Raw genomic sequence first — 21,196 nt, 5'->3', positions numbered from 1 at the left:
CAAATAGCACATACGCAAGCAGGCGGTGATTCTGGTATGAACTCATATATTGTAAAAAGACTGGCCGTTTTGATTCCGGTATTACTGGGGATGACGCTTATCGTTTTTTCGATTATTCATGCCATTCCGGGGGATCCGGCGGAAACGATACTGGGAGACAAGGCCACAGAGCAGTCCAAACAGGCATTACGTGAGCAGTTGGGGCTAGACAAGCCGTGGTTGCAGCAATATGGAACCTACCTGGGCGAGCTGGCACATGGCGATTTGGGCGATTCGATCCGCACCAGACAGCCGATTGCCCGGGAAATGCTGCCTTACTTGGCGGCTACGCTGGAGTTGACGGTGGCGAGTATGTTTTTTGCCGTTGTTGTTGGAATGAATGCGGGTATCGTGAGCGCCTGGAAGCGGAATTCCTGGTTTGACTATGTCAGCATGGTCATTGCCCTTGTCGGGGTGTCGATGCCCATTTTCTGGCTGGGTCTGATGGAGCAGTGGATTTTTGCCAATAAGCTGCATTGGCTTCCTTCTATCGGACGCATGAATTCCCGTGATCCGGTGGAGGCGGTGACACATTTGGCGGTTATTGATGCGATGATTGGTGGACGTATGGAGCAGGTATGGACGGTCATCAAGCATTTAATTTTGCCCAGCATTGCACTGGGAACCATTCCGATGGCGGTTATTGCCCGTATTACCCGTTCCAGCATGCTGGAGGTTATGGATTCGGATTATATCCGTACAGCCCGAGCGAAGGGACTGGCATCTTTTCAAGTCGTGTACAAGCATGCACTTAAAAATGCCGCCATCCCCGTGCTTACCGTTATCGGTCTTCAGACGGGCTCGCTACTGGGCGGCGCGGTGCTGACAGAGACCATTTTTGCATGGCCCGGCATCGGACGGTACATTTTTGAAGCGATCAGCTCGCGTGACTATCCTGTCATTCAAAGCGGGATTCTGATCATTGCGTTCCTGTTCGTTATCATTAATCTGATTGTCGATTTGCTGTACGCGGTTCTGGACCGACGTATCCGTTATCAGTAATCAAGTCGTCAATGGGTCAAGGGGGAGCTTGTCCGATGTCACAATTTTCGATGGAACCCAACAATATACCGACGACACGCCATACGCTGGTTCATGTGCCTGTCGTTTCTGGCCCTTGGAAAGAGGCGTGGAGGGCTTTCCAACACAATAAAATGGCGCTCGTCGGCCTCAGCATTATTATCTTCTTTGTCATCATTGCTTTGATCGCGCCGTGGATTGCTCCGTTTGACTATAAAGCGCAGAATTTGGTGGGTCGCTTGCAGCCTCCTTCCGCAGAGCATTGGTTCGGGACGGACGATCTCGGCCGGGATTTGCTGACCCGTACGCTGTATGGAGCCAGAATTTCGTTGTGGGTCGGTTTTCTGTCCGTCATTGGTTCGATGATCGTAGGAACGGCCTTGGGTTTAATTGCGGGATTTTATGGAAAATGGGCAGACATGATCATCTCGCGGCTGTTCGACATTTTACTGGCATTTCCGGGGATTCTGCTGGCGATTGCTATCGTTGCTATTTTAGGGCCTTCCCTGGAAAATGCACTGTATGCCATTGCGATCGTCAATGTACCAACGTACGGACGGTTGGTGCGCTCCAAAGTGCTCAGTGTCAAAACCGAGGAATACATCACTTCTGCCAGAGCGCTTGGGGCGAATAATGTTCGAATTATACTCCGATATATTTTGCCGAACAGCCTGACACCGATCATCGTACAGGGCACGCTGGGAATTGGAACGGCGATCATTGAAGCGGCGGCGCTTGGATTTCTCGGCTTGGGCGCACAACCTCCTCAACCGGAGTGGGGGAAAATGCTGTCGGATTCACGCCAATACATCCAGAACGCACCATGGACTGTTATTTTTCCGGGTATATCCATTATGCTGACTGTATTGGGCTTTAACCTGATGGGTGACGGCTTGCGGGATGTGCTGGACCCGAGGGCGAAGCGTTAGGGCTTCGTTTTCTATGTACATTTTTCAAGTTTAGCTTATATAATTCTAATATTAATAAAAAAAAGGTGTTCCCCGGCCTGAATCCTAATGGCTGGAGGAACACCTTTTTCATATGATATTTTTCGTGTAATGAACTTCGATTCATTCAACTGTGACATACAATCTTCTTGATGCAAGTCATGTCAGCTTTCCTGAGACGTGAAAAAAATGTATAATCACTCCAATTGAGTACGTTGGGAGTGGGATTTATGACATGGCAAAACAAGAGAGAGCATCGGCAGTTTCCGGAACAGACACGAAGCGACGCTTCACGGGCAGCATATGAACGGGATTACTCCCGATTGATCCATTCACCGACCTTTCGTCGGCTGCAAGGCAAATCACAGGTATTTGGCGCAGGCACGGGCGATTATTATCGCACACGGCTGACGCATTCGCTGGAGGTAGCACAGATTGCACGCGAAGCGGCACGCAGCTTGCTACGGCGGCATCCCGAGGTGGAGCTGGAGCAGGCGGATAACGCCGGGCTGATTATTGACCCCGAGGTGGTGGAATGTGCGTCCATTGCGCATGATTTTGGTCATCCACCGTTCGGGCACAAGGGCGAAGAGGTACTGGACGGCATTTTGGATCAGTTGATCGAGACGAAGGTGGAAAAGATAGCGGCCGCCGGAGGTTTCACGCCTGATTCCAAGCAGGGACTGGAGGCATATGCACGTGAGCGGCGAATCTACGAGCATTTTGAGGGGAACGCACACAATTTTCGACTGATTATGTTTTTGGAGAAGCGTGAGAACGTGGATGGTCTGAACTTGTCGGACGCTGTTTTACTGGGGATCAACAAGTATCCGTATCCGGGGATTTTGAACAAAAAAGGGATGTATCTGCATGAGTGGGAATACATTCGTTCCATCCGCGAGGATTGGGGAATTCCTGATGGTCAAAAGACGCTGGAGGCTCAGCTTATGGACCTGTGCGACGATATTGCGTATTCCGCGCATGATCTGGAGGACGGTATTAAGGCAGGGAAAATTGAGGTGCACGAGCATTTTTTATATGATCCGTATTTGATCCGTCTGATTACAGAAAAAATCACCACGTTGGAGGATAGCTTCTGGCAAGGCTGGCAACTGGCTCAGATCGAACAGAAGGTGGCGGCTGTGCTTAGCGAATTTTTGAAGGTATGGAATGGAAAGATGCCGATGTGTGAACACGATTATTCCCGCACCCGGCGTGAGGTGAAAGCGTACTGGGTCAGTTTATTCGTAAGCAGCTTGGGTGTAATTGAAGCGGGCAATTGGAAAAAGGTTACTTTTGTGCGGGATGGAAGCGAGGATCTCGATATGCTTCGTACTGTGAGTGTGCTGAAAAGCTTTGCCTGGGTCACGATGATCCGTGATCTGCGCGTGCAGCGGCTGCAAAAACGGAGTGAATGGATGCTCAGACGTCTGTGGCTGGCTTTTCTCGATCCAGAGACATCCAAGTCCATTATTCCGAGTGATTGGCTTCAGCGCTTTGAACGTGATCAGGCCAAGGCAAAACCGATTTGGACTTGGGAGCATATGGTCATTGATTATATTGCAGGGATGACTGATGCTTTTGCCGAGAAAATATATAATGAGCTGTATGGTTTGAAGGTGGGTTCCATTTACGATCTGGACTAACACTTTATGTTGGCCCTATATAGTAGAAGAAACTGGTTTTTAACTATGGAAAAGAAGGGGGGAATATCTATGGGTTCTCAGTCTATACCTGCCCAATCACTGAATTTGGGGGTACTGGATATGGTGCCGTTATTGCCCGGAAACCGACCGGAGCAGGCCGTTCAATGGGCAGGAGAGCTGGCGAGACGTGCGGAAGCATGGGGCTATACGCGCTACTGGACCTCGGAGCATCATGATATGGAGGGGCTAGCTTCCTCCAGCCCGGAAGTGCTGCTGGCTCACATCGGGGCAGTGACCCGGAAAATCAAGCTGGGGGCAGGGGCTATTTTGCTTCCGCATTATAGTCCGGTCAAGGTCGCAGAATGGTTTCATCTGCTGGCGGCTCTATATCCGGGCAGAGTCGAGCTGGGGCTCGGGAGAGCACCCGGTGGAGGACCACATGCGTCGATGGCGCTGAGCGGCAACTTTCTCCAGCATGTGGCTGAACTGCCACAGAGGATGGAAGCGCTGCTGGCTTTGCTGGAAGGTACCTACGAGTATGAGCAGGTGCCCGTGTTTGCCCGCCCGATGCCTGAACAGCCACCTGCGCTGTGGATGCTGGGTACAAATCGTAAAAGTGCCGAATACGCCGCCCGGTATTCAACTGGCTATGTGTTCGGTCAATTTATGAGTGAGCAGGATACGAGAGATATGCTGAGCATGTACCGTTCCGGCTTTCAGCCGTCCAAGCGAATGGACAAGCCCCGTACGATGGTTGCTGTAGGAGCCATATGTGCCTCAACGAATGAACAGGCGCAGCGGTGGGCTGCACAGATTACGATGGGTGACCCGGCGATGCGGGCTAATTGGCTGGTGGGAACAGCATCGGATGTTGCCGAACGGTTGCACAGCTTGCAGGTTGAGTACGATAATGATGAATTTTTGTTGGTCACACCCATTCCCGATTATGAGCAGCGGCTTCAATCCTACCGTCTTATAGCAGAGGCCATAAATTCTAGCTATGATTCTAAATGAAAAGAGATCTGACATGAACCGACATGAAATCAATAGCTCTGCTATGAATATGCAAAGATACATATATACTTACGCGTGTCATGAAACCGAGCGAGAGCTGTGTCTTTTGGAGTTGAAAAGCTTGTTCGGCCAGCCGCCTGCGCATGATTCCATGCTGCTGTCCCATCGGCGGTTGGAGCCGGGCACCAGCCCGTTCATCCATCTTCGGCTGGATGTGACCGCAGATGCGGGTACGTTGGATGAGCTATGCGAAGTAGCTTCCGCAATTCACCTTGAAGAAGGGAAGACCTTCAAGGTCCTGTGCCTTAAGGAAGGCGACAACGTGGCCGACTATGACGAGCGTCGCGGTATAGAAAGACGCATTGGCGCACGTATTCAGGGGCAAGCGCAAATGAAGGAACCGGATGTCACCCTGGGTGTCGTACGGGTAGGAGAACGGTGGCTGCTCGGCAAGTGCATGTATAGCGACAGATCATGGCTGGAGCGCCGTCATAAGCCGCAAAACTACTCCACCGGACTACCAGTGCTGGTAGCCAAAGCGCTTGTGAATTTAGCAGTGCGTGACATAGCAGCACAGGATATAGATGCGGGCCGATTGAAGTTGCTGGACCCGTGCTGTGGCATGGGTAATGTAATGATTGAAGCACTGAGCATGGGAAAAGATATTCGCGGTTGTGATATTAATCCGCTGGCGGTACGCGGGGCACGCGTGAATTTGCGTCATTTTGGATATGAAGAGGATCGGGTGAAACTGGGAGATATGAATCTGCTGGAGGGGACCTATGATGCGGCCATATTGGATATGCCCTATAACCTGTGCTCCGTGCTCCCTGCTGATGAACAAAAGCAGATGCTGCGCAGTCTGAGACGCTTGGCCGCACGAGCGGTAGTCGTAAGCACGGAGCCGATGGCAGCATTGCTGTCCGAGTCAGGCTGGACCCTCACGGAGCAATGCCGCATACACAAGACAGGTATGAGCCGGGAAATATGGATCTGTGAATAGATTGTTAATACTGAGTTTTGTAGTTAACCAAGTTCAGCGGCAGTTCCTGATCGGCAGCATAGGCTTTCAAATTGGTGAGGAAAATATCTACCGCCCGTTCAGCGTAACGGTCCGTGTCGCCTGCAATATGCGGCGTAATCAGGACATTCTCCAGACTCCACAGTGGATGTGACGCGGGTAGCGGTTCTTCCTCGAATACATCCAGTCCGGCAAAGGCAATATGCTTTTGCTCCAGAGAGCGCACAAGTGCATCCGTATGGACAGTGCTGCCACGACCTACATTAATGAAGAAAGCTCCCTTACGCATGGCTGCAAATGCCTTTTCGTCAAAGAAGTGACGGGTTTCCTCGGTGAATGGCAGAATATTTACCACGATATCCGCCTCTCCCAACGCTTCATGTAATTGCTCATTTGTGTACATGTGCTTCACATGAGGGGCATCCTTGCCGGAACGACGAACTCCGATCACCCGCATGCCGAAGGCTTCTGCGATCCGGGCCGTTTCACGACCGATTTCGCCCACGCCCGTAATCAGCAGCGTTTTACCGCGTAATTCCGTCAGGTCGCCTTCCGGTGGCTGCCATGTTTTCTGACGTTGCAAGAGAACTGCTTGCTGTAAATACCGTGTATGCGACAGCAGCATCCCGAAGATTTGCTCCGTAATCGGAACGGCATGAACGCCGCTTGTATTGGTGAGTAAAATATGACGCTTTTCCAGCTCTGCAAGTGGCAGCTTATCAATGCCCGCCGACCAGGTCTGTATCCATTTCAGCTTGCTGTCGGGATGCAAAGCCGCTTCGACAATATGCTTGGACCAGCCTAAAATGATCTCGGCCTGTCGGATTTGTTCAGGATTCAGCTCTTGGGCTTTGCCAATGACCAGCTCATAGCCCGGGGCTGCTGCACGAACCTGCTTTTCTTGCTCTGCGGTAAGCTGGTGTAAACTGATGATGTTTCCCATGATTCATTACCTCCTCGGCTTTTGATTCTTTGGAGCTTCCAATATATTCTGCTGAATCATCCTTTCAAGGATAACAGATTGGTGAAAAGATTGCATAAATAGGGGTAAAAACGAGCTTGCTGTGTCACTATAGATAACAACGAATGACTGTAGCTCTTGATGAAAGGAAGACGATGACGATGAACGGATCAAAGCCGATAGTTTCGCATACAGCACAGACACAAAGACTTTTTACCGCGATTGCTCTCCCGAGCGAGCATAAGGAGGAGTTACGGCGCTGGGTGGAACAGGATGTGAATGAGCTTTCTTTTCGCAAATGGACCGATTTCAGGGATTATCACGTAACACTTCAGTTTCTGGGGGATGTGGCGACCAAGGATATACCGGAACTGGAACGGGCTTTATTTCAGGCGGCCGCTGCACATCCCCCGTTCACTCTCGGTATTGGCGAACCGGGGACTTTTGGGCGAGATGGATTTCCGCGTGTGCTATGGAGGGGAGTTACGGGACAGAAGGATTGTTTGAACCCGCTCCACCAATCCATAGTTCAGGCTACCGAACCGCTTGGTTTTAAGCCGGAGGAACGGCCTTACCGACCCCATATCACAGTAGCGCGTTCATATACAGGGCAGGAGCCTGTTCCGGCGTCTATTTTTCAGTCCGATGATTGGATAGGCGAGCCGTGGGAAGTGGAAGAATTTGTTTTGTACGCGACCCGAATGGGGCAAAAACCAATGTACCGAATAATTCAAAAAATACCATTATTAAGTTGAAACCCTTGATCTATCAGCGATTTTAGTGATATAGTGTTTCAGCGTTATTCAAAAGGCGCATTTTGGGTTACATATCTGAGGAATGTGCCTAAAGTTCACGGGAGGAACATTATGGAAATCGTTAAAGAACATCGTTGGTTTGCACCTCTTTTGAGTGTGCTGCTTGTTTGTATATTGGGGGTAGGCCTCTACGCTGAGGTTCAACAAACACAAAAAAATCATAAAAATGCACCTATGCAATCTCTGAGCTGGTCAGGGAATTCTTCGGCTCCTTCGCACGGGGACAGGATGGAGACCCATAACGGGTCAAACAGGACAAGTCCCATCTTTGCCAAGGCTCACCAACAGCCGAGCTGGAAACAAATCATGCCGACTCCGTTACCCGCTTCCCAGATGAAGCAGGCGGGACAAGCCCGGAGCAATGCTGCAACCGGCGTGAAAAAACCTGAAGTCCAGCATAGCAAGTCCGCAATTCTTACCCCTCCTACAACCATCTACTTTACGAAGACACAAATGCTCTCTCAGGATGACAAGGCGTTGTCTACCTGGAGCTATCCTGTCTCCGCTAAAGAACTGCTCCTGCTACAAAAAATAGTCATGGCAGAAGCAGAAGGCGAACCGTACGAAGGCAAAGTGGCAGTTGCCAACGTTGTCTTGAACCGGCTGCGGTCAGCCCCATTTCCCGATACGATTCAGGCAGTGATTTATCAAAAAGCGCAATTTAGTCCGGTCGCGAACGGGCGTCTTCGTCGTGTTCAGCCCAACCAGGACAGCATTCGTGCGGTTACGGCTGCGTTGAACGGCCATAAAGCCGTGCCTGATAATACCTGTTTTTTCCTGTCGCTGACGTTGGCTCAGGATCTTACGGTTCATCATTCGCGTACCAAAGTGAAAACAATCGGCCATCATACCTTTTATAAATAAAGGCAGCCTTCTACAAATAACAGCCCTTTCTAAACAACAGGGTTCAGCTTTGTGAACGTATTTTTTCGTGTACAGGTTAAGCTTGTATGCAAAAAGAGGTATAATGGGTAAAGGAAAGGTACCTAAGTTTTGAAAGTGACAATGGAGGTGGCAGATGATATGAAAATCACATATTACGGACATTCAGTGGTGCTGGTGGAGGAAGAGGGCAAACGGATTATCATTGATCCTTTTTTGACTGGAAATCCTAAAGCAGCAGTGAAAGCTGAGGACATTCAGGTGGATGCAGTGCTGTTGACGCATGGTCATGCGGATCATTTTGGAGATGCTGTTGAAATTGCCAAGCGCAACGATTGCCCTGTAATCGCGGTGGCGGAATTGGCTGACTATTGTTCATCTCAGGGAGCCAAGGCTCACGGTATGAACCTTGGCGGCGGTCACCAATTTGACGGCTTCCATGTAAAATTCACGCTTGCGTTTCACAGCTCCTCTTTAAATGTGGATGGACAAACGATATATATGGGTGAGCCTGCGGGCATTTTATTGACCATAGGCGGCAAAACATTTTTCCATGCTGGCGATACCGCCCTGTTTGGCGATATGCGTCTCATTGGGGAAACTAACTCGATAGATGCTGCGGTATTACCGATAGGTGACGGTTATACCATGGGACCGGAGGATGCGCTGCTGGCAGCCAAATGGCTGCGGGCAAGCCGTGTGATACCCGTGCATTACAATACCTTCCCGGGCATTGAGCAGGACGGGAACGCCTTCTGTGACCGTCTGCACAAAGAAGGGATTGAGGGGAAAGCCCTGAATCCCGGTGAAAGCCTCGAATTTTAACCCGTATTGCGAATAGCGGTTATACATCCAAGTACGAGAATATTCAACAGATATCCTTTATCAGCCTTTTTTGTTCCTTCAGGAATGGGAAAGGCTGGATTTTTTAAAGTGAATATTTATACATAAAAATAGTATATTTTTGCATGTCACATTGAAGCTGTAATGTAAAAGATTTATTATCACAATCATAAAAACTTTGAATTGCTAACATGGTAGGTCAATGATAAAATAATAGAACTAATTAGATTCATCAGTAGATCCGACGTGTTTTTCAAGTCAAGCTATTGCATAATTATTGAAAAGTATTCGCATTCGGCGGACCGTACCGCCTTGAATACGTCACATGTTTTGTCCCCCAATCCTCGTAGTTGTTCTTTGAGTTACCTCTTGTTGCCACTGTCTTCTATTCGGCCGCCTGTATTTCAGGCCAGCATGACTTTATAACAGAAAGGTTGCGTTCCATGAGACAGACAGGTTTACCACCCAAACAGGGATTATATGATCCCCAATTCGAAAAAGACGCCTGCGGCATGGGCTTTGTTGCCCACATCAAGGGAAAACCATCGCACGATATCGTAAGTCAGGCTTTGACCATGCTCGTAAATATGGAGCATCGGGGCGGTCAGGGAAGTGAACCGAACTCCGGTGACGGAGCGGGGATTATGATTCAGGTGCCGCATCTGTTTTTCCAAGAGGAAGCGGAGCGACTGGGCTTCAAGCTGCCAAAGGCCGGACATTACGGCGTGGGTATGCTTTTTGTATCCAATGATCCGAAGGTTCGTGAAGTTCATGAGCAGAAGCTGAGAGATATTATCATAGATGAGGGTCAGAACTGTCTGGGCTTCCGTGATGTTCCGACTTATGACGAAATGCTGGGCAAATCGGCGAAAGCGGCCAAACCGGGCGTACGTCAGGTGTTCATCGGTCGCAGCAGCGATTTGAAGGAAGAACTGGACTTTGAACGGAAACTGTATGTTATTCGCAAACGGGCGGAGCTTGCCATTCGCTATAACGAAGAAGACCAGAACCGTGAGTCGTTTTATATCCCGAGTTTGTCATGCCGTAAGGTTGTATACAAAGGAATGCTTACAACCGAGCAGGTAGGACAATTTTATCTGGATTTACAGGATGAGCGGGTGACATCGGCGATCGCGCTGATCCATTCCCGCTTCAGTACGAACACGTTCCCGAGCTGGGATCGTGCGCATCCTTATCGTTTTATGATTCACAACGGTGAAATTAACACGATGCGTGGTAACGTGAACTGGATGCATGCACGTCAGGCCCAGTTTGAAAGTGAAGCGTTTGGCGAAGATATCGGCAAGGTAAAGCCGGTTATTAACCCCGATGGTTCGGATACAGCCATGTTTGATAATACATTGGAATTCCTGTATCTGAGTGGACGTTCCCTTCCTCATGTAGCCATGATGATGGTGCCGGAGCCTTGGAACAAGCATGAGACGATGGACCCGAAGAAGCGGGCATTTTATGAGTATCACAGCACGATGATGGAGCCTTGGGATGGACCGGCTGCGATGGCGTTTACGGATGGTGTGCAGATCGGGGCAATTCTAGACCGCAACGGTCTGCGTCCTGCGCGTTACTATGTGACCAAGGATGACCTGATCGCCTTGTCTTCAGAAGCGGGTGTACTGGATATCGCTCCTGAAAATGTACTCTACAAGGATCGTCTCCGTCCGGGACGGATGCTGCTGGTCGATACCCAGGAGGGCCGCATCATTTCTGACGAAGAGTTGAAGGAACGTATCGCTTCCGAGGAACCTTACCAGGAATGGCTGGATGAGCATCTGGTCAATCTGGATGAATTGCCGGAAGCATTGGAGCAGCCGGAGCCGAAGCATGAGAATGTGAACCAGCTTCAGTTGGCTTTTGGCTATACGTTTGAAGAACTGCGCAAGATTTTGGAGCCGATGGCGCTCACAGGTGCGGAACCGATTGGCTCGATGGGATATGATGCTCCATTGGCGGTGCTGTCTGACCGTCCACAACGTTTGTACAACTATTTTAAACAGATGTTTGCGCAAGTCACGAATCCGCCGATTGATGCCATTCGGGAAGAGATCGTAACGTCCACGGCAACTACGATTGGACCTGAGCGCAATTTGCTGCATCCGGAACCCGAAAGCTGTCGTCAGATTCGTCTGGATTCACCGGTGTTGTCGAATGAGGAATTTGCTAAAATTCGTCACGTTCACCGTCCAGGCTTCAAGTCGATGACGATTCCGATCTTCTTTGAAGCGAAGGAAGGCGCAGAAGGACTGCGTAAGGCACTCGAAGGACTGTTTGAGGCTGCTGACCGTGTCATTGACAAGGGTCATAACATCCTGATTCTGTCCGACCGTGGCGTGGATGCTGAGAATGCGGCCATTCCGGCGTTGCTGGCTGTTTCGAGCCTGCATCATCACTTGATCAAGCAGGGTACACGCACACGTGTTAGTATTTTGCTGGAGTCGGGAGAGCCGAGAGATATTCATCATTATGCAGTGCTGCTTGGCTACGGCGTGAGTGCGGTTAATCCGTATCTGGCTTTCGAAACGCTGGATGTCATGATTCAACAGGGCTTGCTGCGTGGCATTTCGCACGAAAAAGCAATTAAAAATTATATTAAAGCTGCTACCAAGGGTGTCGTTAAAATATTGTCCAAAATGGGTATTTCCACGATTCAGTCGTACCGTGGAGCACAAATTTTTGAGGCCGTAGGTCTCAAACAGGATTTCGTTGATCGCTACTTCACCTGGACACCTTCCCGCATTGGCGGTATCGGTCTGGAGGAAGTCACAGTGGAAGCGCTGGCTCACCACAACCGGGCTTTTACCGACAAGGAAGGCAACGATAAAGTGTTGGATTCAGGCGGCGAATATCAATGGCGTAACGATGGGGAAGAGCATTTGTTTAATCCGCAAACGGTACATTTGCTCCAGCAGTCGGTTCGCTCGGGAGACTACAAGCTGTACAAGAAATACGTCAAGCTGGTGCAGGGCGAAAGTGAACAGTATTTGACGATCCGCTCCATGCTTCAGTTGAAGTCCGTGGGTGAACCTGTGCCACTGGATGAAGTGGAGTCTGCTGCATCGATTATGCGTCGTTTTAAGACGGGAGCTATGTCCTTTGGCTCGATCAGTCAGGAAGCGCATGAAGATATGGCGATTGCGATGAACCGTATCGGCGGCAAGAGCAATACTGGTGAAGGTGGAGAAAACCCTGCACGTTTCATACCGGATGCCAATGGCGATTCCCGTCGCAGCTCGATCAAGCAGGTGGCATCAGGCCGCTTCGGTGTAACGTCGAATTATTTGGTGAACGCCGACGAAATTCAGATTAAAATGGCGCAAGGTGCGAAGCCGGGCGAAGGCGGACAACTGCCAGGACGCAAGGTGTATCCTTGGGTTGCTGAGGTGCGTGGTTCTACGCCGGGCGTGGGACTGATTTCACCACCGCCGCATCACGATATTTATTCTATCGAGGATTTGGCAGAACTGATCTACGATCTCAAAAACGCCAATCCGCGTGCTGACATTAATGTGAAGCTGGTATCGGAGGTAGGCGTGGGCACGATTGCTACAGGAGTGGCTAAAGGCCGTGCTGACATTATTCTGGTCAGCGGCTATGACGGCGGTACAGGCGCTTCTCCGCAAGGCTCCATCCGCCATGCGGGTATGCCTTGGGAGCTGGGTCTGGCCGAGACGCATCAGACGCTGATGCTGAACAACCTGCGCGACCGTGTAGTGCTGGAGACAGACGGCAAGATGCTGTCCGGCCGCGATCTGGTGGTAGCTGCCCTGCTGGGTGCAGAAGAATATGGCTTCTCTACAGCGCCGCTTGTGGCGTTGGGCTGTATTATGATGCGGGTATGCCAAATGGACACCTGTCCGGTTGGTGTAGCTACGCAGAATCCGGAGCTGCGCAAAAATTATATGGGTGATCCTGCCCATGTGGTGAATTTTATGCGTTTCATCGCAGAAGATGTCCGCGAAATTATGGCCGAGCTGGGCTTCCGCACGATTCAGGAAATGATCGGACGCACGGATTGTCTGGATACCGTGAACGCCGACTCGCACTGGAAGAAGAAAGGCGTCGATCTGAGCTTGCTGCTGCATGTTCCTGAGCTGGAAGACGGCAGTGTACGTTACCGCGTGCAACGCCAAAACCACGGTCTTGAAGAAACGCTTGATATGCAGAAGCTCGTACCGATGGCTGCCGGGGCGCTGGAGAACGGAACAGCTGTAGAGGCTACCTTGCCTATAACGAACGTGAATCGGGCCGTAGGTACGATTCTGGGCAGCGAGGTTACCCGTAAGTACGGAGCGGCGGGGCTGCCTGAGGATACGATTCGTTTTAACTTCATCGGATCAGCAGGTCAGAGCTTCGGGGCGTTTATTCCGAAAGGTATCACGCTGAGCGTTGAAGGCGATAGCAATGACTATGTAGGTAAAGGGCTATCCGGTGGTAAGGTTATTGTGAAGAAATCTCACAAAGCGACCTTTAAGGCGGAAGAGAACATTATTATCGGAAATACGGCTTTGTATGGAGCGACCAGCGGGGAAGCTTATATTAGCGGAATTGCTGGGGAACGCTTTGCCGTCCGGAACTCTGGCGCACGTATCGTTGTCGAGGGTGTCGGCGATCATGGCTGTGAGTATATGACAGGCGGACGTGTAGCTGTACTGGGCGAAACCGGACGGAATTTTGGAGCAGGGATGTCTGGAGGTATTGCATACGTCTATGACCCTCAGGGAACGTTCCTAAGCCGTTGTAACCTGGAGATGGTGCTGCTGGAAGGCGTGGAAGATCCTGCGGAAGCAGCGGATCTGCGAGGTTTGATTCAGCGCCATGTCACGTACACAGGCAGTGAAGCGGGACAACGTATTTTGGATGACTGGCAGGATGCGATTCAGCAGTTTGTACGGGTGATTCCGAAGGATTACAAGCGTATGGTTGAACAGATACAAAAAGAAGAGGCAACCGGTTTGAGCGGGGATGAGGCTCTGCTGGCTGCATTTGAAGCCAATATGCGTGAATTGGCGCGTGCCGGGGGCTAATGTAGCCCCGCACCAAATTCACTGAAAAAAGGACAGGCTGAATACCGCTGTTATGATCACGGTGGTACCAGCAAGTCCTTTTTTTAGTTCTCTGGAAATATGATTTATGTCCTTGACAAACGTTATAGTTTCTGACATTACCCCCAAAATGTTTTCCTGAAACGGTAAATATGTTATAAAAAGTACCAAATTTTTTGGAATGTAACCGTTTACGTTAGAGTTTATGTCTTGTTATTTATTTTTGGATTGGTTATGATTTTTTAGAGTACACAAACAAATCCCCATCGTCCCTTCAAAACACAGAATAGGGTGACAGGATGAAGTTGAAGAAGTCAGCAGAAGACAAAATGATTTTTTTGTATCGGTATGTATCACTATCTTTAACGTCGCTTGTTTTTTTGTTCGAATCATCCAGATTAAATGTGTGGCAGAAGTTATTACTTATTGTGTTTCTATTTTTATCTGTTACATTATTTACGTGGATTTACCGCAAGTACAGACTTCATGATATGGTTTTGAAATGCAGCATTGCTCTGGAAACCGCAGGGATCATTTTGTTGTTGCTCCCGACAGGAGGGATGGACAGTCCGTTCAAATGGTATGTGATTACCCCTATGTTGGTGGCTTGTGCTCACCTTTCTATGAGGTACAGTTGGACGCTCCTTCTTTCTTATATCGGCTTGGTACTCACATTTTGTTATATCTTTTTTACACCAGGTCAATATTTTTTGTGGGACATGGTGTTACAGAATGCGAACTTATTCCTGGTGCTGATTGTGACCACGATGGCCATGCAGGTAATCGGCGTCATGAAGAATGAGTTGAAGATGGCGAAGGAGCAAGCTAATGAGACGATGGAACATATTAAGTCGATTTACCACATCATGGAGACGACTAGCCACAACGAGGCATTAAATCTGGGGCAGGTCATCTCGGACTACACGGTTAAGCTGACAAAGCAGAGCCGCGCATTTTTCTGGCTGGACAGTCAGGAGGAGGATGCGCCGGAGAGCAGTCAGACAGGTTGGACGGTGGAAGAAGAGGAGCAGCTATTCGAGGAGCTGGGGAATTACCGTGAGGAATTCAGGGAAGAGCGGGAGCCGTTTTTCAGGCATCTGCCAGAATGGGGCGATTTTCTCATGATCACGGTACCGATGACGACTCGTTTTGTAGCGACCATCGGTCTTAAGCTGGGCCCTGATCAAAGTTTGACGGGAAGACGCTGGCTTGTACAACAACTCATATTCCTGGCTGAGCTGAGCGCCGTATTCTTGGAGCGCTACGAGCTGGAGCGAATCGAAAATCAGTTGATTGTAACGAACGAGCAGAACCGGATTGCGAATGAAATGCATGATAATGTATCACAAAGTCTTTTTGGCATTGTATACGCGACGCATTCACTTCGGCAGACATGGCACGATCAGCCCAAGGAGCAGGTGGAGGAACAAATTGAGCTGATTCAGCAATCCGCCAACCAGGCAGTCAGGGAGCTGAAAGGGGCCATTCATAGCCTAAGCTCGAAAAAGAGCGGGGGGCCAACTTGGTTAGGAACGGTGAAAAGCCATCTGCATACGCTGTCCAAGCTGAATCATGTACAGATTGACTTTGATATTCATGGGGATCATTTTTCACTGCCGTACTTGTATCAAAAGGCTTTGTTCCGTATCATATCCGAAGCGGCAGGTAACGCAATCCGGCATGGCTTGGCCAAGCGGGTTGATGTGAAGTTAAAATTGACGCCCCAGGTGATTAGACTGTCTATTCATGACGACGGAGTAGGGTTCGAGACGGCGAGAATGGTAGCAGGAGGTGAGGCGGTCAGTGCAGGCAGTGGCCTGGGCATGATGAATATGGAATATTTAGCTCAATCAATGGGAGGTGAATTTGATATTTCAAGTCGAATCGGAGAGGGAACTCAGATCCGATTGTCCATTCCAGTAAATGCTTATGAATAAAGATGTGTGAACATCCTGCAATACAAAATCTGCGGTAACAATCGGATACATAGGGATTATGCAAATCCTGAACTGTAGACAGGAGGCCGAATCATGAAAATTGTCATTGTCGATGATCATCCTTTAGTACGGAAAGGACTCGCTGCGGTTATATCCTTGCAGTCCAATGTTCAGTTTGCGGGAGAGGCCCAGAACCAACAGGAAGCACTTGCGGTAATCGAGGAAACCGATCCGGATCTGGTGCTGCTGGATTTGAAGCTTGCTGACGAATCGGGCCTGGATATTATCAAAATAGCACGCGGACGCGGGTTCAGAAGCAAATTTATTTTGCTGACATCCTCGGCCACACGGGAAGACTTCCTGAAAGCAGAGGAAGCTTCTGTGGACGGTTACGTACTCAAGGAGGCTTTGCCTGAGGAACTAATTTACGCGATTCATCTTGTCAACAAAGGACGCAAATATTACGATCCTGCTATTCTGGAGAACAAGCTGCGGGAGGATGCGGGCAATCTGACAGACGACCTGACACCTAAGGAAAAGGAAGTATTGGTCGAGCTGGGACAGGGAGCCTGCAACCGCGAGATTGCATCCCGGTTATTCATCAGCGAATTTACGGTCAAAAAGCATGTCAGTCAGATTTTGGCCAAGCTGCGGCTGGCGGATCGTACGCAGGCAGCGTTGTATGCCAATGCGATTGGTCTGGCGAAGTACGAGCCAAGAACATCTAGCGTTTGATGCGCTGAAGGTAATGGCGATGGAAAGCACTGTCCGACTGGGCAGTGGCACCAATGTAACTTTTCAGTTCAGTTTATATAGCGAGTAGCAGAAGAAACCTCAAAATCACCAGCTTCGGTGGTTTTGAGGCTTTTTTCTATTTATTTTTCCATAATCGACAAAGGCTGGTACAAAAGTATACCATGCCGTAGCCAAAAGTATACAATCCCCTCCCCCTGTAGTGATGGAGAAAGTGCCGTCCGGTTCCATGTCGTTCCCACAGCAGCTTGGTACAATTAGATCATACTTAAAATAAGAAGAGAAATTGTATGGGAGGGAGGATTTTTGTGGAGAAAACCATTTTGGATTATCTGGTCCTGATCAAAAAAAGATTGTGGCTGATTGCGATTTTTGTCATTCTCTCATGCGTAACGACTTACTTTGTGAGCGACAATATCGTAAAGCCGGTCTATTCCGCCTCAAGTCAGCTGCTGGTTAATCATATTTCCGGTAAGCAGGGGAGCAACAATCTGAACGACGTCAACACAAGTCTTAATTTGGTGGAAAGCTACAAGCAAATTCTCACTTCACCCAAAATTATGGAGGCTGTCGTAACGGCCCATCCTGAATTCGGCTTGACGCAGCAAAAGCTGGCAGAAAAGCTACAGGTCAAAACCTCGGATAAAAGTCAGGTCATCGGCTTGACGTTTGAGGCAGGGAGTTATTCACAGGCCGCCGCTGTTGTTAACGCGGTAACCCAGAAATTCGTGCAGACGGTTCCGGGGCTGATGGAATTGAATAATGTGAAAATTTTGAATGAGGCGGACCCGCGGGCCAATCCTGACCCTACCAATGGGAATCCGCTCATGAATATTGCGATTAGCTTTCTCGTATCGCTGATGATTGCGCTGGGCACGATTGTGTTCCTGGAAAGCATCAACGGTACGCTGCGCACGGAAAAAGAGGCAGATGCGGACATCGGTATTCCGGTGATTGCATCGATCCCTGTCATTCGCAAGAAGGACATCAACGGCGCAGCCGGAAATTCCAAAGAACGGGTAGGGGAGCGTAAATATGCTGCGATTGAATGACATGTTGATTACAGAAAGCAATCCTTCATCGTATGTCTCGGAATCATTCCGATCCCTCCGTACATACATCCGGCAGCAGGTCATCGGGCAGACGGACCGCGGGACGGTTCTGCTGCTGACCTCGCCAGAGAGCGGAGCGGGCAAGACGACGCTGCTCGCCAACATCGGCGTTTCCTTTGCACAAGAAGGCAAGAAGGTGGCTCTGGTGGATTGCAATCTCCATACACCAGCGTTACACGAGATATTCGGATTGGAGAATACGGGAGGTTTATCGGCTTATTTGCGCGGTGGAGCTTCTTCCAAGTCCATCGTCAGGCATGGCGTGCCGGAGCTGTCTGTTATTCCCGGCGGCGACACCTTATACAACGCGGCTGATCTGCTCGGCAGTGAACGCATGGTGGAGCTGCTGGAAGGGCTAAAGCGCGAATATGACATCATATTGCTCGACTCGGCTCCGGCGCTGAATTATACGGATGCCCGCCTGGTCGCAAGCATGACGGATGGCGTGATTCTCGTCGCCAGACATGCCCGAACCAAACGGGAAGACTTACGCAAAACAAAGCAGCTCATGGATCAGGCCGGTGCGACACTGGTTGGAATTGTGATGAATCAGGTGAAGTAAGCAACACCAAAATTCGATGAAGCAAGGAGAATGAGTGCGATGACGAAAAGAGTGAAAAAGGCCATTATTCCAGCAGCGGGGTTGGGTACGCGCTTCCTTCCTGCGACCAAAGCAATGCCTAAGGAAATGCTTCCGATTATCAATAAGCCCACGATTCAATATATCGTGGAAGAAGCGATTGCTTCCGGTATTGAGGACATTATTATTGTAACGGGCAAAGGCAAGCGTGCTATTGAGGATCACTTTGACAACGCATTTGAGCTGGAATCGAAACTGCTGGAGGACGGCAAGCTGAAGCTTCTGGAAGAGGTACAGCGTTCTTCAGGAGTAGAAATTCACTACATTCGCCAGAAAGAACCCAAAGGTCTGGGACATGCGGTATGGTGCGCAAGACGCTTTATCGGGGACGAGCCGTTCGGCGTACTGTTGGGCGATGATATCGTAACAGGTCAGAAGCCTTGCTTGCGTCAGTTGATGGATCAGTATGAGGAAACTCAAAATTCCGTCATTGGTGTACAACGGGTACCGCAGGAGTTCACAAACCGCTACGGCATCATTGAACCGGATCAACAGGACGGACGCCTGTACCGGGTAAACAATTTTATAGAAAAACCGGCTCCGGGCACAGCGCCTTCCGATCTGGCTATTATGGGCCGGTATGTATTCTCACCGAAAATTTTTAAATATCTCGATCTTCAGGAAAAAGGGGCAGGCGGCGAAATTCAGTTGACCGATGCCATCCAAAAGCTGAATCAAAGTGAGCGCGTGTACGCCTATGACTTTGAAGGAACACGTTATGACGTGGGCGAGCGTCTTGGTTATATTTTGACCACACTTGAATTTGCACTCGCTAGCGATGATTTGAAGTATCCGGTTATTGAAGCCATGCACGAGTGGCTGAAAAAGACCGAGAAAGCAACCACGGCAGGTTGAGAGGGGGCACGTCAGCATGAGCATGGAAAATTTACCGGAGGACGGCGAGGCTGTCATGTCAGGTAAAGCGTTTTACATGCCATACGGAAATACACAAATTCAGGATAAAACGTCTTACCTGGTAACCAAGCGGTTCCTCGACATGCTGCTGTCTTTTGTGGGTTTGATCGTATTACTGCCGCTTTTTATCGTGGTGGGTGTTTTGATCAAGCTCGAGGATCCGAAGGGAAGCGTGTTTTTCAAGCAAACTCGGGTGGGCAAGAACGAGAAGCTATTCAACATGTATAAATTCCGTTCGATGGTGTCCAATGCCGAGGAGCTGAAAAAGGATTTGATGGCACTGAATGAAGTGAGCGGCGCCATGTTCAAAATTAAAAACGATCCGCGGATTACGAAGATTGGCAGTTTTTTGCGCAAGACGAGTATTGATGAGATTCCGCAGCTGTGGAATGTGCTGGTCGGAGACATGACGTTAGTGGGTCCGCGTCCGCCATTGCCGAGCGAGGTTGAGCAATACTCCGATTATGACAAGCAACGCCTGATTGTCACACCGGGATGTACCGGCTACTGGCAGGTGAGCGCACGTAACAGCGTAGGCTTCGAAGAAATGGTGCAAATGGATTTGAAGTATATTCATGTTCGCAATACGTGGCTCGATCTGAAAATCATCATGAAAACAGGCATTAAAATGCTGTTCTCCAAGGATGCTTACTGATGGATGCATTCAAGCGATGTCCCGCAGTGTCCGTCGTTATTTGCACCTATAACCGGGCGGACCTGCTGGAAAAAACGCTAATGTCCCTGCTGAAGCTAAATGACCTTGCGCTGGCTGAGATCATTGTGGTCGATAATCGCTCCACGGATCATACGGCGGCGACGATCAAAAGATTTAGTGCCGCACATGGTCAGGATATTCATCTCCGGTATCATTATGAGCGCGAGCAAGGACTATCAGCCGCTCGTAATGCGGGTATTACGTTATCGAGAGCAGAAGTCATCGCTTTTCTGGATGATGATGCGATCCCGTGTGTTACATGGCTGCAAACGATTATGTCGACCTTTGGGAACAATCCCGAGCTGACGGCCATGGGCGGTAAGATAGATCCTTTGTTTGAAACGGAACGACCGGGCTGGCTGACAGGACCGCTTGAGTTGCCCTACACGATTATTGACTTGGGAAAAGCCATCCGTGAATATCCGGCGGGACTGAACCCGTTCGGAGCGAATATGGCTATGCGCAAAACGGCCTTTGCTGCCGTGATGTTCCCACTTCATTTGGGAAGAAAGGGAGACATCCTCTTATCCGGTGAAGAATCGTGGGTGTTCGAGCAGATTCGTAAAAATGGCGGAACGATCATGTACCATCCTCACATGGCTGTGAAGCATTTTGTTCCGGCGGCACGGTTAACAAAGGAATGGATCATGAACCGTTACTACTGTCAGGGCATGTCTCACGCTGTTCAGGCCGTAGGTCTGCGCGGCAACGTGATGTTGATGGCGAAGACAGCAGCCAAATGGTTATACAACACGATGGACTCCCTGCTGGCACGTACTGAGGGCAGGAAGCTGTTGAACCGGTGCAGATTTGAAAGTATACGGGGAACCCTGGATACGCTGCGCAACCGGAAAAGCGAGTCAGCTGCGGGGTGAA

General features: G+C 49.7%; 17 protein-coding genes. 16 read left to right on the top strand and 1 reads right to left on the bottom strand.

Annotated elements, in window-relative coordinates; translation table 11 throughout:
• The first annotated feature begins 36 nt into the window (after positions 1–36).
• From ACQ4MX_RS08180 to ACQ4MX_RS08160, 5 genes are all read left to right on the top strand, one after another.
• Positions 37–1,041, top strand: a complete 1,005-nt coding sequence (locus ACQ4MX_RS08180; protein ID WP_283654943.1) for an ABC transporter permease — start codon at positions 37–39, stop codon at positions 1,039–1,041.
• A 35-nt stretch (positions 1,042–1,076) separates the two neighbouring features.
• Complete coding sequence (nikC, locus tag ACQ4MX_RS08175; protein WP_431090062.1) at positions 1,077–1,988, top strand: nickel transporter permease; 912 nt, start codon at positions 1,077–1,079, stop codon at positions 1,986–1,988.
• Between the two features lie 248 nt (positions 1,989–2,236).
• Positions 2,237–3,652: a deoxyguanosinetriphosphate triphosphohydrolase family protein gene (locus tag ACQ4MX_RS08170; RefSeq protein ID WP_431090061.1), complete on the top strand. Its 1,416-nt coding sequence runs from the start codon at positions 2,237–2,239 to the stop codon at positions 3,650–3,652.
• Between the two features lie 69 nt (positions 3,653–3,721).
• Positions 3,722–4,666, top strand: coding sequence for an MsnO8 family LLM class oxidoreductase (locus ACQ4MX_RS08165; protein ID WP_431090060.1), 945 nt, complete (start codon positions 3,722–3,724; stop codon positions 4,664–4,666).
• 13 nt (positions 4,667–4,679) lie between these two features.
• A complete protein-coding gene (locus tag ACQ4MX_RS08160; RefSeq protein ID WP_431090059.1) occupies positions 4,680–5,669 on the top strand; it encodes a methyltransferase domain-containing protein in 990 nt (329 codons plus the stop codon).
• A 4-nt stretch (positions 5,670–5,673) separates the two neighbouring features.
• Here the strand turns inward: ACQ4MX_RS08160 and ACQ4MX_RS08155 are convergent, their stop codons facing one another.
• On the bottom strand, positions 5,674–6,630 hold the full coding sequence (locus ACQ4MX_RS08155) for a D-2-hydroxyacid dehydrogenase (RefSeq protein ID WP_431090058.1): 957 nt from the start codon (positions 6,628–6,630) through the stop codon (positions 5,674–5,676).
• Between the two features lie 179 nt (positions 6,631–6,809).
• On the opposite strand from ACQ4MX_RS08155, the gene thpR reads away from it, so the two are divergent.
• From thpR to ACQ4MX_RS08100, 11 genes are all read left to right on the top strand, one after another.
• Positions 6,810–7,403 (top strand): RNA 2',3'-cyclic phosphodiesterase, encoded by a 594-nt coding sequence (thpR, locus tag ACQ4MX_RS08150; RefSeq protein WP_431090057.1) that lies wholly within the window; start codon positions 6,810–6,812, stop codon positions 7,401–7,403.
• Between the two features lie 111 nt (positions 7,404–7,514).
• Entirely contained in the window at positions 7,515–8,327 is an 813-nt protein-coding gene (locus ACQ4MX_RS08145) for a cell wall hydrolase (protein WP_431090056.1), read from the top strand.
• A 159-nt stretch (positions 8,328–8,486) separates the two neighbouring features.
• Entirely contained in the window at positions 8,487–9,170 is a 684-nt protein-coding gene (locus ACQ4MX_RS08140) for a metal-dependent hydrolase (protein WP_134910827.1), read from the top strand.
• 461 nt (positions 9,171–9,631) lie between these two features.
• Positions 9,632–14,230, top strand: coding sequence for a glutamate synthase large subunit (gene gltB / locus ACQ4MX_RS08135; protein ID WP_431090055.1), 4,599 nt, complete (start codon positions 9,632–9,634; stop codon positions 14,228–14,230).
• Positions 14,231–14,547: 317 nt separating this feature from the next.
• Complete coding sequence (locus tag ACQ4MX_RS08130) at positions 14,548–16,185, top strand: sensor histidine kinase (protein WP_431090054.1); 1,638 nt, start codon at positions 14,548–14,550, stop codon at positions 16,183–16,185.
• A 93-nt stretch (positions 16,186–16,278) separates the two neighbouring features.
• Positions 16,279–16,920, top strand: coding sequence for a response regulator (locus ACQ4MX_RS08125; protein WP_431090053.1), 642 nt, complete (start codon positions 16,279–16,281; stop codon positions 16,918–16,920).
• A 326-nt stretch (positions 16,921–17,246) separates the two neighbouring features.
• Positions 17,247–17,990, top strand: a complete 744-nt coding sequence (locus ACQ4MX_RS08120; RefSeq protein WP_431090052.1) for a YveK family protein — start codon at positions 17,247–17,249, stop codon at positions 17,988–17,990.
• Positions 17,974–18,612 carry a CpsD/CapB family tyrosine-protein kinase gene (locus ACQ4MX_RS08115; protein ID WP_431090051.1) on the top strand — a complete coding sequence of 213 codons (639 nt, stop codon included), beginning with the start codon at positions 17,974–17,976 and terminating at the stop codon, positions 18,610–18,612. Before ACQ4MX_RS08120 ends, ACQ4MX_RS08115 begins: the two co-directional genes overlap by 17 nt.
• 39 nt (positions 18,613–18,651) lie before the next feature.
• Positions 18,652–19,545 (top strand): UTP--glucose-1-phosphate uridylyltransferase GalU, encoded by an 894-nt coding sequence (gene galU, locus ACQ4MX_RS08110; protein ID WP_014280252.1) that lies wholly within the window; start codon positions 18,652–18,654, stop codon positions 19,543–19,545.
• A 16-nt stretch (positions 19,546–19,561) separates the two neighbouring features.
• Positions 19,562–20,260 carry a sugar transferase gene (locus ACQ4MX_RS08105; protein ID WP_431090050.1) on the top strand — a complete coding sequence of 233 codons (699 nt, stop codon included), beginning with the start codon at positions 19,562–19,564 and terminating at the stop codon, positions 20,258–20,260.
• Complete coding sequence (locus tag ACQ4MX_RS08100) at positions 20,260–21,195, top strand: glycosyltransferase (protein WP_134910822.1); 936 nt, start codon at positions 20,260–20,262, stop codon at positions 21,193–21,195. The genes ACQ4MX_RS08105 and ACQ4MX_RS08100 overlap by 1 nt, the downstream gene beginning before the upstream one ends.
• Position 21,196: the final 1 nt, after the last annotated feature.

Source organism: Paenibacillus sp. 8b26, assembly GCF_050626875.1.
Classification (GTDB): domain Bacteria; phylum Bacillota; class Bacilli; order Paenibacillales; family Paenibacillaceae; genus Paenibacillus.
The sequence above is the reverse complement of the archived record's forward strand: the minus strand, read 5'-3'. Positions and strand labels throughout refer to the sequence as shown.